Origin of the sequence: Shewanella sp. MMG014 (assembly GCF_018100775.1) — a bacterium.
GTDB lineage: Bacteria > Pseudomonadota > Gammaproteobacteria > Enterobacterales > Shewanellaceae > Shewanella > Shewanella japonica.
Genome location: NZ_JAGJDZ010000003.1, coordinates 403182 through 417217 on the forward strand (window position 1 = coordinate 403182; position 14036 = coordinate 417217).

At 40.7% G+C, this 14036-nt stretch carries 14 protein-coding genes; 8 read left to right on the plus strand and 6 right to left on the minus strand.

Annotated features, from left to right (window positions below):
• Positions 1-3: 3 nt before the first annotated feature.
• The 5 genes from J8L86_RS07040 (at position 4) to J8L86_RS07060 (ending at position 3272) form a co-directional block, all read left to right on the plus strand.
• Complete coding sequence (locus J8L86_RS07040; RefSeq protein WP_055025099.1) at positions 4-378, plus strand: PH domain-containing protein; 375 nt, start codon at positions 4-6, stop codon at positions 376-378.
• 124 nt (positions 379-502) lie between these two features.
• Positions 503-667 carry a YbaM family protein gene (locus tag J8L86_RS07045; RefSeq protein ID WP_080916659.1) on the plus strand — a complete coding sequence of 55 codons (165 nt, stop codon included), beginning with the start codon at positions 503-505 and terminating at the stop codon, positions 665-667.
• Between the two features lie 88 nt (positions 668-755).
• Positions 756-1430, plus strand: coding sequence for a nitroreductase family protein (locus J8L86_RS07050; protein WP_055025100.1), 675 nt, complete (start codon positions 756-758; stop codon positions 1428-1430).
• Positions 1431-1507: 77 nt separating this feature from the next.
• Positions 1508-1813 carry a DUF1330 domain-containing protein gene (locus tag J8L86_RS07055; protein WP_065109508.1) on the plus strand — a complete coding sequence of 102 codons (306 nt, stop codon included), beginning with the start codon at positions 1508-1510 and terminating at the stop codon, positions 1811-1813.
• A gap of 553 nt (positions 1814-2366) precedes the next feature.
• Positions 2367-3272, plus strand: coding sequence for a DnaJ domain-containing protein (locus J8L86_RS07060; protein WP_211029512.1), 906 nt, complete (start codon positions 2367-2369; stop codon positions 3270-3272).
• A gap of 48 nt (positions 3273-3320) precedes the next feature.
• Here J8L86_RS07060 and J8L86_RS07065 read toward each other — a convergent pair whose 3' ends face one another.
• From J8L86_RS07065 to J8L86_RS07085, 5 genes are all read right to left on the minus strand, one after another.
• On the minus strand, positions 3321-3536 hold the full coding sequence (locus J8L86_RS07065) for a TIGR02450 family Trp-rich protein (protein ID WP_065109510.1): 216 nt from the start codon (positions 3534-3536) through the stop codon (positions 3321-3323).
• Positions 3537-3949: 413 nt separating this feature from the next.
• The gene (locus tag J8L86_RS07070) at positions 3950-4090 is read right to left on the minus strand and encodes a hypothetical protein (RefSeq protein ID WP_156003341.1); all 141 of its coding nucleotides are present in this window, start codon (positions 4088-4090) and stop codon (positions 3950-3952) included.
• Between the two features lie 409 nt (positions 4091-4499).
• Positions 4500-5108, minus strand: a complete 609-nt coding sequence (locus J8L86_RS07075) for an HAD family hydrolase (RefSeq protein ID WP_065109511.1) — start codon at positions 5106-5108, stop codon at positions 4500-4502.
• A gap of 98 nt (positions 5109-5206) precedes the next feature.
• Entirely contained in the window at positions 5207-5857 is a 651-nt protein-coding gene (locus J8L86_RS07080) for a CIA30 family protein (RefSeq protein WP_080916654.1), read from the minus strand.
• A gap of 151 nt (positions 5858-6008) precedes the next feature.
• Positions 6009-7391: a DUF4397 domain-containing protein gene (locus J8L86_RS07085; RefSeq protein ID WP_211029514.1), complete on the minus strand. Its 1383-nt coding sequence runs from the start codon at positions 7389-7391 to the stop codon at positions 6009-6011.
• A gap of 236 nt (positions 7392-7627) precedes the next feature.
• Between J8L86_RS07085 and J8L86_RS07090 the strand changes: the two genes are divergently transcribed.
• The 3 genes from J8L86_RS07090 to ftsZ all read left to right on the plus strand — a co-directional run bounded on the left by J8L86_RS07090 (position 7628) and on the right by ftsZ (position 11197).
• Complete coding sequence (locus tag J8L86_RS07090) at positions 7628-8800, plus strand: endonuclease/exonuclease/phosphatase family protein (RefSeq protein ID WP_211029516.1); 1173 nt, start codon at positions 7628-7630, stop codon at positions 8798-8800.
• A gap of 143 nt (positions 8801-8943) precedes the next feature.
• Complete coding sequence (locus J8L86_RS07095) at positions 8944-9951, plus strand: WYL domain-containing protein (protein ID WP_065109514.1); 1008 nt, start codon at positions 8944-8946, stop codon at positions 9949-9951.
• A gap of 52 nt (positions 9952-10003) precedes the next feature.
• On the plus strand, positions 10004-11197 hold the full coding sequence (gene ftsZ, locus J8L86_RS07100; protein ID WP_065109515.1) for a cell division protein FtsZ: 1194 nt from the start codon (positions 10004-10006) through the stop codon (positions 11195-11197).
• Between the two features lie 187 nt (positions 11198-11384).
• Here the strand turns inward: ftsZ and pepN are convergent, their stop codons facing one another.
• Positions 11385-14021, minus strand: a complete 2637-nt coding sequence (gene pepN / locus J8L86_RS07105) for an aminopeptidase N (protein ID WP_065109516.1) — start codon at positions 14019-14021, stop codon at positions 11385-11387.
• Positions 14022-14036: the final 15 nt, after the last annotated feature.

The following is a 14036-nucleotide window of genomic DNA, read 5'->3' on the forward strand; positions in this document are numbered from 1 at the left end:
ATAATGGGACTTTTTGATGCGATTTTAGGTAATTCATCTGAAATGGATTTAACAGAACTTCAGCAAGAGCTGTCACCGATTTTAGCTGATAATGAATCTGTGCATATGGGCTACAAATTAATCCGTGACATGTTTGTATTTACCGACAAGCGTTTGATTTTAATTGATAAGCAAGGCATGACTGGCAAAAAAGTCAGTTATCACTCCGTGCCATATAAATCTATGACCCACTTTATTGTTGAAACTGCTGGAACATTCGACATGGATGCTGAGTTAAAAATTTATATCTCTGGTACCGAACACCCGATAGTAAAAGAGCTTAAAAAAGGAACGGATGTCGTGGGAATTCAAAAGGCAATAGCCAACTTTTCATTGTAATGCCTGTTCACTACTTTTAGTTAAATGACAGTTATGTCGCTTACCTAGTTTGGGCGTTTCAACAATTGCTTGCTAAGAAGCACAGTGACATGACATTGCATTAATATCGGATGGCTTTTAAATAATGACCGACAAACAGCACGCATCATTAAATGACGCACCTAAATCGATTCAACTTGCAGTCGATTTAATTCAATTACTTGAAGAAAACAACATAGATACAGTGACCGCAATTGAAGCATTACAAATTACGTTAGATGATTTTAAAAAGAAGTTAGAGAAGCAATAGTTTGCGTGTCGTATGGCTTAGGAGTATGTGAGTAGCAATAAGCCAAGTGTGATTAAGCAAGTTCGAACTAAAATAATAAGGAACATTTATGACTGAAGCGCACCTGCCATTAACAGACTTTATTGAATACCCTCAAGATGAAATGCTTGAGCGGGCTAAGTCAAATTATCAAAATGTGAAACGTCGTCATTCTATTCGGAAATTTTCTGATAGACCTGTGCCACAAGCGATAATCGAACAATGTATTTTAGCTGCTGGGACAGCGCCAAATGGTGCTAATCATCAACCTTGGCATTTTGTCGCTATTAGTAACCCTGAAGTGAAAGCACAAATTCGTGAGCAAGCAGAAGCCATCGAACAAGCATTTTATGCAGGGCGAGGTGGTGAGGAATGGCTAGATAATTTAAAGCCTTTAGGTACCAATGCCAGCAAGCCTTACCTTGAAACAGCCCCTTGGTTAATTGCCGTTTTTACTAAAAAACGTAGCGAAGATAATGGTGAGCAGAAGCAAAATTACTATGTGCATGAATCGGTTGGTATTGCGACAGGTTTTTTACTGCAAGCGTTGCACAATGCAGGCCTTGGTACTTTAACGCATACTCCTAAACCTATGTCATTTTTAAGTAAAGTGTGCGGTCGAGATAACGATAATGAGCGACCATATATGTTGATTGTTGCTGGCTATCCTGATGAAAATGCCACGGTGCCACAACATGCTCTTGATAAGAAAAGTTTGCCTGAGATAAGTGATTTTATTGATTAATTCACTTAATGGGCCTGTTCACAGGCCCATTAAGGCGATCATAAGCATCAAGTATTAACGTTTACAGGAGAGCAAACATGGGGTTTCAGCGAATAATGGGGTTGCATGTGAGTGATGCCGCAGAGTATCAGCGTTATCGAGAAGCTATGATGCCGATTTTGACGCGTTATGGTGGCAGTTTCGGTTACGATTTTGAAGTCTCAAAAGTGCTAAAAAGTAAAACGGAACATCATATTAATAGGGTATTTACCATCGAGTTTCCCTCGCAGACGGTAATGGACACATTTTTTAATGATCCTGAATACTTAGTGGTAAAACAGCGTCACTTTATGCATTCAGTGTCTCATGCAACTGTGATTGGTTTACACGAAACGACGCTATGATGAAGGTTGCGCATTGATAGGAGAAATGATCTGCTATGGCATTATGCAGGCGATAATGACGTGTTTTATTTCTTGCTAATGATGTCGACTTACCATTTTAAACCTTACACCTTTTAAATCTTACACATTTTAATTCTTACATAAGTTATCTAGCATCAGTCACTAATCATTTTCGACTCACTTTAGAGACTCACTTCAATGTGCTGATATCTATGTGTTAATACCAAGTCTTATGACTGTGTATTTGTCCTTCCTTTGTTTTGTTATCTTTGGAATAGCTTGTATTCAATAATTTGATGGCGATAAATAAAGTGACATATGAGTTAATAAATTGTTTTTACGATTATTTATTTAATTTTTGATGGTTTTTTAGCGCTGGGCAACGGTTATTTATAGTGGTGGTCGCTATAGTTTTGGGTGATGGGTTTTTAGCGCAGCTTTTTAATGTCGTTCACGATAAATTAGTGAGTAAACCCTATATCGATTAACTGTCAATGACTTTACTGTGCTGGTTAGTATGGCGCAGAACAATATCATATTGCCTAGGGCGTTCATGGAAAACTTATATTTGACGTTGGGAATAAGCCAAGATGCAGATGCTGAGGAAATATCAGCAGCCTACGAAAGCTTATACTTATTTTATCATTCTGACGATTATCAAAGTGAATATGCTGATACCGATGTCAAACTTGCCAACATTGCGGTGTCGTATGACATCCTAAAGTCCGTTACCAAACGCCGTGCCTACGATGAATTATGGCAACACTATCAGCTGAATAAATCTTCTGATCTGTTAGTCGATGTACCTGATATGGACTATGAGTTTGAAGTTGATGGCGACCACATGGCTCAATGGACTGAACGGGTTGAGCAATACCCTCAATTACAAGAGCTTTTTGATAACCTCTCTGGTTTGTCTATGGTATTAGCAATTTCTTTTAAGGCTTACTTAATTGAAAGTCAGCGTTTTGAAGAGGCAGAACGCTTGGCATACATCATGTGTGCCCAATATATACGACGCTTTTTTGATGAGGAGCAAAATATCAAACCCTTGGCTGAAGGCTTACTTAGTGCAACGAGTGTGTCAGAAAAAGTGACTGTCGCAGAGTTATTTAAGCTACAAGGGATAGAGGTCAACATTGAAAATGAAGTCATTGATTTAACAGAATCTATTTTTAAGCATAATCAAAATGACGTCGATTCGAGTCATCATCGACGCAGAAAAACGACTCAAAAAGAAGGGGGGACTTCGCCGATCTCTTTCCAAGCGTCAACAGAAGACATATTTACACAGATTGAAGGCGAACATCGCTTGTCTCAGGTAACACCAAGGGCAAAAAGTGCAACGAAGCTAAATGAGCCCCTTTTGAGCGTAACAAAAAAAGGAGTATGTAAAGGCGCTGCCGTCATCGTGGTGAGTTTATGCTTGCTTGTGAGTGTATCCATTGTTGTTTTTTAAGGTGCATAAGCACTGGTTAGGCTTATTTTCAGGGCTTATTTTCAGCGCTTACTTCCAACCTTGTAACCATTGACGATTGTCTTTTAAATCTCGCCAATTAATAGAAAACTCTTGTGCATTCATTTCAGCGCGAATAATGCACTCGATGACATTCTGATCTTCGTCCTTACTCACCTTAATCACCGAAAAGTGTTTAAGTTTTTGGGTGACATTTACTTTAGTCCACTTGCTGTGTAATAGCTTTTTAGGGTGTAAAGGGTTCATCATTTTCCTTAATAGTTAATGCTAAGGACAGTAATTTTCTAGGCATATTAACTTCATACGTAGACATTTCTAATAAAGTTCATTGCCCAATGGCTGCGATTAACTCTTTAGTTAACTCTTTAGTTAACTCTTTAGTTAACGCTTTAGTTAAGAATGCTGAAAATCGCTTATGAGGTTCACTATTTCTTATTCGTGAATGTTGAACTCAGTGCAAAGGGATATGATATTGGGCATTTTGTTGAAATGAATAAATGCGTCACTAGCAACCAAGCCAGATGATGAGTGTTGAGGGCTTTAGGAGCTTACCTACTTTGATAGCAGTTAAGTCATGATTCATGGGGGAAAATAACAACACGTAGCTTAGCAAAAGGCTAGCTACGTGTTTAATTTCGCTTGTTAAATAAAGCGTTGGTTTATTCAGCTGTAGGCTGTTTCATGTTATCGCATACTAGGCAAACGATTGATAAGCAAAGTGCATAAAAACCAATCATTCCTAACACCATCGCTCCACTCTCGCTCCACAACATGTCAAGAAACACTTCTACTTCGCTCATTTGTTTACCTCTTAGTCATTACAATGGGATTAAGTGACATCTATAGGTCACTTGATATCAACTAACGAAAAATTAATTTTCAGTGGCTAGCTGATTAAGGGGCGCGAATATTAGCAAGAACAGATTAATAAACCATCAAAACTTAAAGTTATTACTCTAATTTTGGCGTTTACGAGGTAAAACTTAACAATCTCGAATCAGTTTTGTTAAGAGTCTAGTGTTTTTTTAACGCATTGGTTGGCAATGTTACTGCGTATGGTGGGCTTTATTTTTGGTTGTTTTTGATTTGAATTGTCATTTGAGTGGTTAGTTAAAATGGGTATGTACACTAAGTTAGCTAAGGCCTCTTCGTTAAAATATTCCTTTCGTTGAAATACATTTATCGAAAATAATGGTCTCATTCGCTTTTTTAGGTTGATGCAGGGTTCGAAGCTTGTATTGCCTGTTGTAATTGGGCGAGATTATTAACGATGACATCAGCCTGTGTTTGATAATCGGGTTGCTTATGATGATTGATAAAAACAGATGTCATGCCAGCATTTTTAGCCGCTTGAATATCATAGAGGTAATCACCTACATAAATGAGCGTCTTAGCGGGTAATTGCCATTGTTTAGCTATCGCCAGTAGCGCATCGGGAGCGGGTTTTGCAGGATAACATTCTCGGGTTAAGACTAAATCAATATCAATATTATTTTGGGTAAGTTTAGTGGCTGTGGCTGCTTTGCTATTTCGAGTGACTATGGCACAAGGCAACGACAAGGCTTTAAGGGTGTTGAGTAACGGGTGCATATTGGGTAAGGCTTTAGCATTTAGAGCATCATTGGTTTCATGTTGAATGATGATATCGTGTGCTCGTTGTCTTTCAATATGAGTTGGTAATGCATCAATAAAATCTAAGATATCGATATTAAGCGGGCATGCTAACTCTTGTTTTATATGGGTAAAGTTAAGCTCCGACTCTACTAATGTGCCATCTAAATCAAATATAACACCCTGAATGCCTGTTAATGGGCTCATTAGTGGTCCTTATTCCTACTTTACATTCACTTTATAAAGTGACTTCAGCTGATTTTTTGCACATATTAATGCTAACTCGAACAGCATAGAAGCACCCATTAATCATGCTCTTCAAATTCAATACTGTCTAGCTGTAATGAGAATGCGCCAGCTTGTTTATTCGCAATCAAAAATCCCACTCGATTAACGTTATTAAATTCGATTGTTGGTGCGTTTATACTTCTTCCACGAAATTGGGCAGCAAAATCGGTCTGGCTAAATAAATGCTCGGTGACTTGGCCCTTTGTGGTTTCAAAGTTGGCTACATAGGCTTCGCCAAATGAAAGCTCCGAGGTTTTAAATCTTAGCTGATACTGCTTCCCGTCGCCCAGTACCGTTAATTTGACTTGTTTTGTTGCGGGAATGGATGAAGTGATTTGATACTCCATTGAGGCAAAGCCGCCATTGTTTTCTAAAGACACTTGACCGCTAAAGTGCACATGGCCTGAGGAGTTAATATCGGCTTTTGTCGTGGCACTATGGTTAATTTCAATTTGGCTAGAGGATATGCCACCCATGACAGAGTCATTGCTTATCCTTGCGGGGGTTAATTTATCTGAAGAGGCAAACTGTATTTCCATGGCACGGCTCCCAAAGCTGGAGAGTAAAAAACCGTAAACGGCTATAGCAAACAAGCATTTAACAACAAGTGCGAATAAGCCACCTGACGAGGTAAAATGTTGGTTTGATTTTATGGACAAGCCTATCATATCTGGCTCCTTTTGCTTAATCGGACAACATTGATGAGTGTAAAGCAACACGTAAAAACAGGATAAAAGAGCGACTTATCTCGGGTGAAAGATAAGCCGCAAAAGGGTCGGACGGAGATTAGTAATGAAAAGTCATTTCAGTGTTGGGTGCCTATTCTTCGGCAACAAAGTCGTCCATTAAAATGACAGAGAACATTGAAGTGTCATTTTCTGCATCAACAGCAGCTACGCTGTATAACCCATTTCCTGCTAATGATACGGCAAGTGGGCCTATGGCGACGGTTTTGGTTCCTGTTACTGTTACACTTACGGTGTAATCACCTGGTGCAACACTTAAACTGCCTGATGCTGCTTTAAATGACACATCTGTTAGCGCTGGATCAGCATCACTGATATCGGCTGTTGGTGTTAGGTAGACATCAACATTACCAGCAGAATAAGATGCGTGAATAACATTTAGTCTTGCTTCAGTAGCAATGCGTCGAGTGTGCTCTGCAAAAGCCCATGGGCTAATATCATTGTCAGCAAGAGAGCCAACAGCGAGGACTGAATAACTGGCGCCTTGCATCAGATCGACAGCTGCATCTTTAATCACTTCGACCGAATTGTCAGCATCTGCTGCTACCGTCACAGTGTGCATGCCTTCTGGAATATTGACGTAGCCTGCGAAATTACCAAATGAAAGCATATCAATAGCTGGTGTTGTGCTGCCGTCTAAGAAAACATCTACAGCGGGGGCATCAGCTACTGCATGTACGACACGAATATCGCTACCACTATTAACGTCATTCAGAAGGACTTGCCCTTCTGGTAGTGCAACAAGTAGGGCGACTGGTGAGTCTCCTGACCATTCATTTGGAATAGCAGAGATAAAGTAATCCATTCCAGCAGCTAAATTGACCGTACCTGAGTCGAAAACAACCGTTTTGTCACCTGCTGGAGTAATTCTAATTTGGTAGTCGCTTGTGGGGACTTCTAATTGATCGCTGTTGTCCATGTAGTTGGCTGACAGGGTAGGATCCATCATGGTGATATCGACCATTGGTTCTGTCACATATATATCAACAAGGCCTACGCTTGGTGTTGCATGTAACACTTGTACCCGAGCGTTATCAGCAGTGATGTCAGATTCTTCATTAGCGATAAGTTTGAGCATTAGGGTTTCGTCACTTACCTTACCCAGAGCAACGGCGGTATATTCCATATCTTCAGCCACTGCAAGTTCTGCTTCAAGTACGGTAAGCGTTGTGCCGTCAGCAAGTTGTGCATCAACTGCGATTGAATAAGTGTCTGTGGCAACTTCTAACAACCCACTAGACATGGCGTAGTCCACATCACTTAATAGCGTTGCACCATCGGCAGTCACATTAACCATTGGGGCGTCGCTACCAGCATGAATCACACGTATGTCTGCGTAAGTAGCAACTGGCGTTTCGTCAGCATCAATTGTTGTAATTGTATCATCGTCATCATCTGAACAAGCGGTTAAACCAATCAGTGAACAGCATAGTGCAAGAGAGTAGATCCTTTTCATCGTTCTTTCCTCAAAAGTGTTTCTTAAACGAGCTAAATAATTTCTGTTTGATTGCTGAATTCATGCGCTGATTTCGAGGGGTAATACGGCAGTTGCTAATTTAGGATCATTTTTTTCAGCGGATATTGGATAATTAAGATAGATAAAATCTTTTTGCAACCATAGATAATTATCATCGACACTCAATCTTTTTAGCTTTAACCTGTAGTCAGAATAGGGTTCCTAAGGCATTTTTCGTGACTCAAAAAAGCAGTAACAATGAGCAAAAAAAATCTCCGATTTTTAAAGTAGTTTCGTTTAATTTATTTAATTTTATTGAACCGCCATCAGCGTATTATGACTTTGAAAATATCTATTCTCATCAGCAATGGCAGAAAAAGTGCAATTGGATTTGCGATTATTTAGAGGTACATCAACCTGACATTATTGGTTTTCAGGAAGTGTTTAGTCCGGATGCATTAAAAGCGTTATTGGCACCATTAGGGTATCAATATTTTGCCGCTTTAGATGAGCCTAGTTTAATCAGTGATTATGTTTATCAAAGCCCTGTGGTGGCGATTGCATCCAAATATCCCATTATTGAATCCGCATTAGTGACACCTGATGCAACCTTGTTGCCGCTTATGGGGATTGCTAATGATTTTAGCTTTAGTCGTAAACCTCTACGGGCAAAAATTGCATTACCTGAGTTTGGAGAGTGCGAGTGTTATGTGGTGCATTTAAAATCTAAACGCAGTGGCATGGGAGTCGATACTCTTGCCGAGTCAGGTATGCAAGGTGGTGCCGATTTAATGGCTCGCCAAGCACTTGGCAGTTGGGCGTCAAATATGCAACGTGGGAGTGAAGCGGCTTTATTGTTTAATGAAATCACCAAGCAGCGCACTAAAACTCAGCTGCCAGTAATATTAATGGGTGACTTTAATGACACGTTGCAAAGCACAGCATTAGAGGCTTTTAGAGCGAACGGTAAGCGAGTATTTCGTAATGATATTATCGATCCTAGCTTGAGATTATTGAACGATAAAATGTTAGCTGACGCTTTTGCTGAATTCAGTTTGTTCGATACATATGAGCTGTTTCAGACCAGAAAAAAATTGAATGCTACTTTAGCGCAGGATGAGTATGAGTCAGGTTTGCATGATGAAGATTCCGATATTGCAGAAGATGTTTTACCACCTGTAGACCCTCTTAAATATGCGCGTCAAGCAACTCACTATTTTGGCAATACTGGTTCAGTATTGGATTATATTTTGGCTTCATGTGAATTCGATGCTAGCCATCCTAAAAACCTTGCCGAAGTCAGTGATTATCAAACCCATGATCGTCACCTTGTGAGACCTGAATACGAGCGGGACAGTGACAGCACAGATCATGCGCCTATTATGATGACATTCACATTGCGAAGCTAACTCAGCTTGTCCAATACAACCTGTTTATTCTCATCTATTTCTCTAAGTAACTTATTTATTTTTAAATAAAAATATCTTGCTGCGACAGATTTTGTCGCAGGTTAGTATTAAGCTAAATACTCTAGAAATGGAGATGATGCTTTATGCAGACCAATATTCAGCGGCAACTTGCCATGCTCGAACAAATACCTAATCACCCTAGGCGTATAACGGCGAATGAGTTGACAGATAGGCTCAATAGCCGAGATTTTGATGTCGGTTTAAGAACTGTGCAGCGCGAACTGAAAGCAATGTGTGACATGGGATTATTTGGTCTTGAATTGGACGATCGCAATAAACCATTTGGTTGGTCAATTGCAGCTTGCTGGCGTGGGCTAAACCTGACTTTGATGGATCAACATATGGCGCTCGCATTTCACACGCTTAAGCACAGCGCCAGTCAGTTATTGCCTCCGCAAAGTTTAAAACAGCTTACGCCATATTTTGAACGGGCTGATCAAGTGTTGGCGAGCGATCCTAATAATCCATGGTTGTATTGGGCATGCCGAGTTGCTCAGTTACCCAAGCCCTTTCCGCTTATTTACGCAGAGCAAGATCCAAAAGCGTTTGAGACGGTTCAGTATGCATTGTTGCACAAGCGCCAGCTGGCTTGCCAAATTCAAAAAATGATTAAAGGCAAAAGTTATTGGATTAACTACGAACCGATAAATCCCGAAGGTATCACTATTTCAGAGGGGGTCGCTTTATTGGCTTTTACTGTTGGGTCTGCTCATGAAAAACGCTATGTTCAGTCTATCGAGCAATTAAGAGATATTCGTCTGCTTGAGACGCCAGCAATTACTCGAGATGATTTTGATATTGCTCGAACTGGTATTGATAATTCATCGACGTTAATTGACATAGAGTTACACGTATCGCCAAAAGCTAATTTCATCTTCCATCAATCTAAACTAAGCGAAAACCAAACCATTGAGTACTTATCAAGTGGACAATATAAGGTAAATGCCAGTGTGAGTGATACGCCAAGACTAAGAGCTTTCTTATGGGAGATGGCTGACAACGTTGAAGTTATTGCTCCAGAAAGGCTCAGGGATCACTTTGCCCGTTTAATTAATAAAATGTCTAGGCAGTATCAAAACGTTACGACTTAGTTTGTCGCACCTTGAGGTTAGGCTATTGATAACATAGTAAGGAGAGTGACTTATGTTAGATATTAAGCCTAAACATCCCCAAGCCCCTTGTATTGCCGTTTTTGGCGTTGGAGGTTGTGGATGCAATACCATTAATCAATTAAGCCAGTCTTCATTAAGTGACAATGTCGTGCTGATTGCTGTGAATACCGATGCGCAATCACTGGCCGTATCAGCGTGCAGCTCACGCCTACAAATCGGCACCGAAGTGACAAAAGGTTTGGGTGCCGGCGCCGATCCTAAAAAGGGATATGCAGCGGCGCAAGAGTCTGAAGAACAATTAAGAGAGCATATCCAACAAGCTGATGTCATTTTCATCACCGGTGGTATGGGAGGCGGAACAGGAACGGGTGCGGTTCCTTTTATTGCCTCCTTAGCAGCAGAATTAAATAAGCCTTTGGTTGCTGTGGTTACCACGCCATTTAGCTTTGAGGGACTGCAACGAAACCAACTGGCAAAAGAAGGCATAGATAATTTGATGCAGCACGCATCGGCAGTGATTGTGTTGCCTAATGATAAGCTTGCTAAAACCTTGGATAAAAAGATTACTTTAGTGAATGCTTTTTTTGAAAGTAATCGAATTTTGCAGGATGTATTAGCGGGATTAACGACCATTATTAGTCAGTCTGGACTGATTAATATCGATTTAAATGATTTTATTACCGTGGTTAGCCATCGAGGCCGCGCGGCGATGGGGGTGGCAAGGCAAGCTGCTGATGAAGAGTTACAGCACACCATCAATAAGTCGCTGAAAAATCCATTATTGGAAGATATTGATTTAACTTCTGCAAAAGGTGCCATTGTCAGTGTCATGGCGACAGAGCAAATCGAGCTTAGTCAGTACCATAAAATAGGTGAAATATTACAACAAGCGTTAGCTGATAAAGCGGTGGTCATTATTGGGCTGACTATTGTCCCTGAACTTGAATCTGAGCTTGAGTTAATGGTGATTGCAACAGGTATTGGAGACAAAGAGGCAAATAAAGAGGAAAAGGAAGCGGCAAGTGGAATAGGAGATACAGTAGCAAGTAATACTGATGAGAGGTTCGGCCAATCAGAATTATTGAACCTACATGATTTTTTAGCCGAAAAATCACAAAATCCTCAAACGACATCATATTCATCTTCTGAGTTTGATACCCCGACGATAACCCGTCGCTACCCAAACAGGGTTTTTAAGCGATGCCTTAATGATGGTGCAGCTTAGCTATTTTTTGAGTCAGTAATAAATGACAAGACAATGGCTTTAATGGCTTTAATGGCTTTAATGGCTTTAATGGCTTTAATGGCTTTAATGGTTTATTGCCATAGATTACAAGAGGTTTCGCATCAATAAAACAATGCCGTTTCTATGAAGAAACGGCATTTGATATGTTAGCGATTTAAATAATAACTTATTGATTCAGCATTTCACTGATTTTCACGCAACCTTGTTCTTTTTGGCGTGCCTCAAGTAGTGCGCGACGCGTCATTTGAGATAAGCCCGTTTCGGTATCTAATACTCGGTTGATGGCTGCAATATTGGCATTGTTGCAAGCTGTTGGGATTAACGCACGATTGTAAGCCCGCATAAATACTGGGCCCTTTTTATCTGTTTCTGCAATATTGGCTAAGCGCTCTTCTGCCGTTGCTGCACTGAGTAGCTTTTGTTCACTTGGGTATAAATAATTCATCGCCACTCGTAACTTAGAGAAAGGCATGTCTGTATCGTGTTCAATATTGTGCAGCCATTGGCGCTTTATTTGCGCTTGTGGCCGACTGACTTCTGCCGCTATTGCAGATTTTTGGCCGCTATCAGAACTGTCTGCTTGTTTCTCTCTTGCAAGTAGTTTGGCACTATTTGGGTAATCATAACGGTTAAGTTGGATAATGATTTTCCAGCGTAGATCTTGGTTAATATTCAAGCCTCTAATCGCACTATGGCCGCTAAGAAGATCGGCTAAATGATCTAATGCATCACGACTGTTCGCCATGGCGATATAACTATCAAACCAGCGACGTTGGAAGTCAGGGTTATCATGATGCTGCATAGCCATACGTAAGCTCATTTGGCTCAGCGCGCGGTTAACTTTTTGTGCATAGGCTTGATGATTCGGCGCCATGCTGTTCAGGTATCGTTGTGCTTGTTTCAAGTTGCCGATAACTTGCCCTAAAATAGTGTAATCCTGCTCCTTAGGGGCATTAACCAGTGCAACATTGATAAATTGTTTTAAAGACGCTTTTCCATCAGCAACACTATCCCACATGCTCTGCCATAACATTGACCTAAGCAGCGGATCGTTGACTTTACTTAGCTGCTCTTTAGCGGTTTGAAATGACTGCTCATCGAGAGTCACCTTAACGTAGCCCCAATCATCAAAATTGGGGTAAACCAAATTAGGACAGTGCTTACCAATAAGCTCTGGCACTGCGGTTTTCTCTCCTTTATAAGTCACGGCAACTTTAGGACCTGAGTGGACAGAATAACGACTAACATTAAATAGGGCGACTTGAACTCGTTGCTCTCGTAAAGTTGGTAGCTCGTTGCTTGGCGCGGTTTGCAGTAAATTGAATTGGCTTATGCGGCCATTTTCACAACGAAAATCAGCTTCAAGTGTGTTAACACCAGCTTGATATAGCCACGCTTGAGTCCATTGAGATAAATCTCGGTTACTGGCTTGTGCCAAGCTGCCAATAAAGTCATCGAGCTCAGCATTTTGGTAACTGTATTTTTCTAGGTACTGCTGAACCCCTTGCTGAAAAGTGTCCTCACCCAGTAAGTGACGTAATTGCTTTAGTGTTGACGCCCCTTTGTAATAGGTAATTGCATCAATATTATCAAATGCATTCATGCTGGTGGGGACTGGGACTTCTATTGGGTGAGTCGTCACTAAGCTATCTTGACGATAAGCGCTTTGTTTTCCATGGGCGTAAAATGTACGCCATGCATGGGTAAACTCAGTGGCTTCACTGGTTGCTAAGGTACCCATAAATGATGCAAAGCTTTCATTTAACCATAAGCCATTCCACCATTTCATCGTGACTAAATCACCAAACCATTGGTGAGCCATTTCATGCATAATAACTCCAGCAAGTCGCTGCTTTTGCGCTGCGGTCATCGTGTCTTTATACATGAATCGGTTTTCTGCAAAGGTGACTGCTGCTGCATTCTCCATTGCACCATATAAAAAGTCTGGCACTAATAATTGGTCATATTTTTTGAAAGGGTATTCGATGCCAAAGTAGTCATCAAAAAAGGTTAGGCCTTGCTTAGTGTAGGTAAACCAGTCCTTCGCGGTGACTTGCTCGGCGACAGACTGCCTAGCAAATAATCGCATCGGGTATTTGCCACTATTATCTTCCCAAACATGGTAAGGCCCTGCATGCATAGAAAAGTTATATGGGCTTAATTTAGGGGTAACTGGGAAAGTCCAAACATTGCTATTTGCTTGTTCGTCGATTTGTGTTTCACGCATGGTACTAATGACATGCCAATCTTTAGGCGCTGTGACGCTAATCTTATAGGTGGCTTTTAAGTCTGGTTGGTCAAATACGGCAAACATTTGTTGAGCTGCTGCTGGTTCAAAGTGTGAATAGAGATAAACTTTGTTATCTACAGGGTCAACAAAACGGTGTAAGCCTTCACCGTTGGTGCTGTGTTCACGGCTATATTCCACTTCAATGGTATTGCGCCCCGTACTTAATAGCTGAGGGTTAATGGTGAGGTAAGCATCATTGTAGTTGGGGTAGATTGCTTTGCCATTCACCACAAATTTACTGATGTTGGCTTTGTTTAAGTCCAGTGTAAGCGGCTCTTTATTATTGCTGAGGATAAAGTCTACTGTTGTATTTGCATTAAAATGAGTGTCACCAGTTAATGTAAATTGCAGTTGGTAGTTGACTTCAGAAATGATAGTTGAGCGAGCCATCGCTTGTTGCTGACTAATATTAGCACTGCCATCTCGCTCAGTAAGACCGATATTGGATGTACTTGAGCAAGCAAACAGGCCGGCACAAGTTAGCGCGACGATTGACGACTTAAACAATTTCACTTTTTCTTCCCTAAA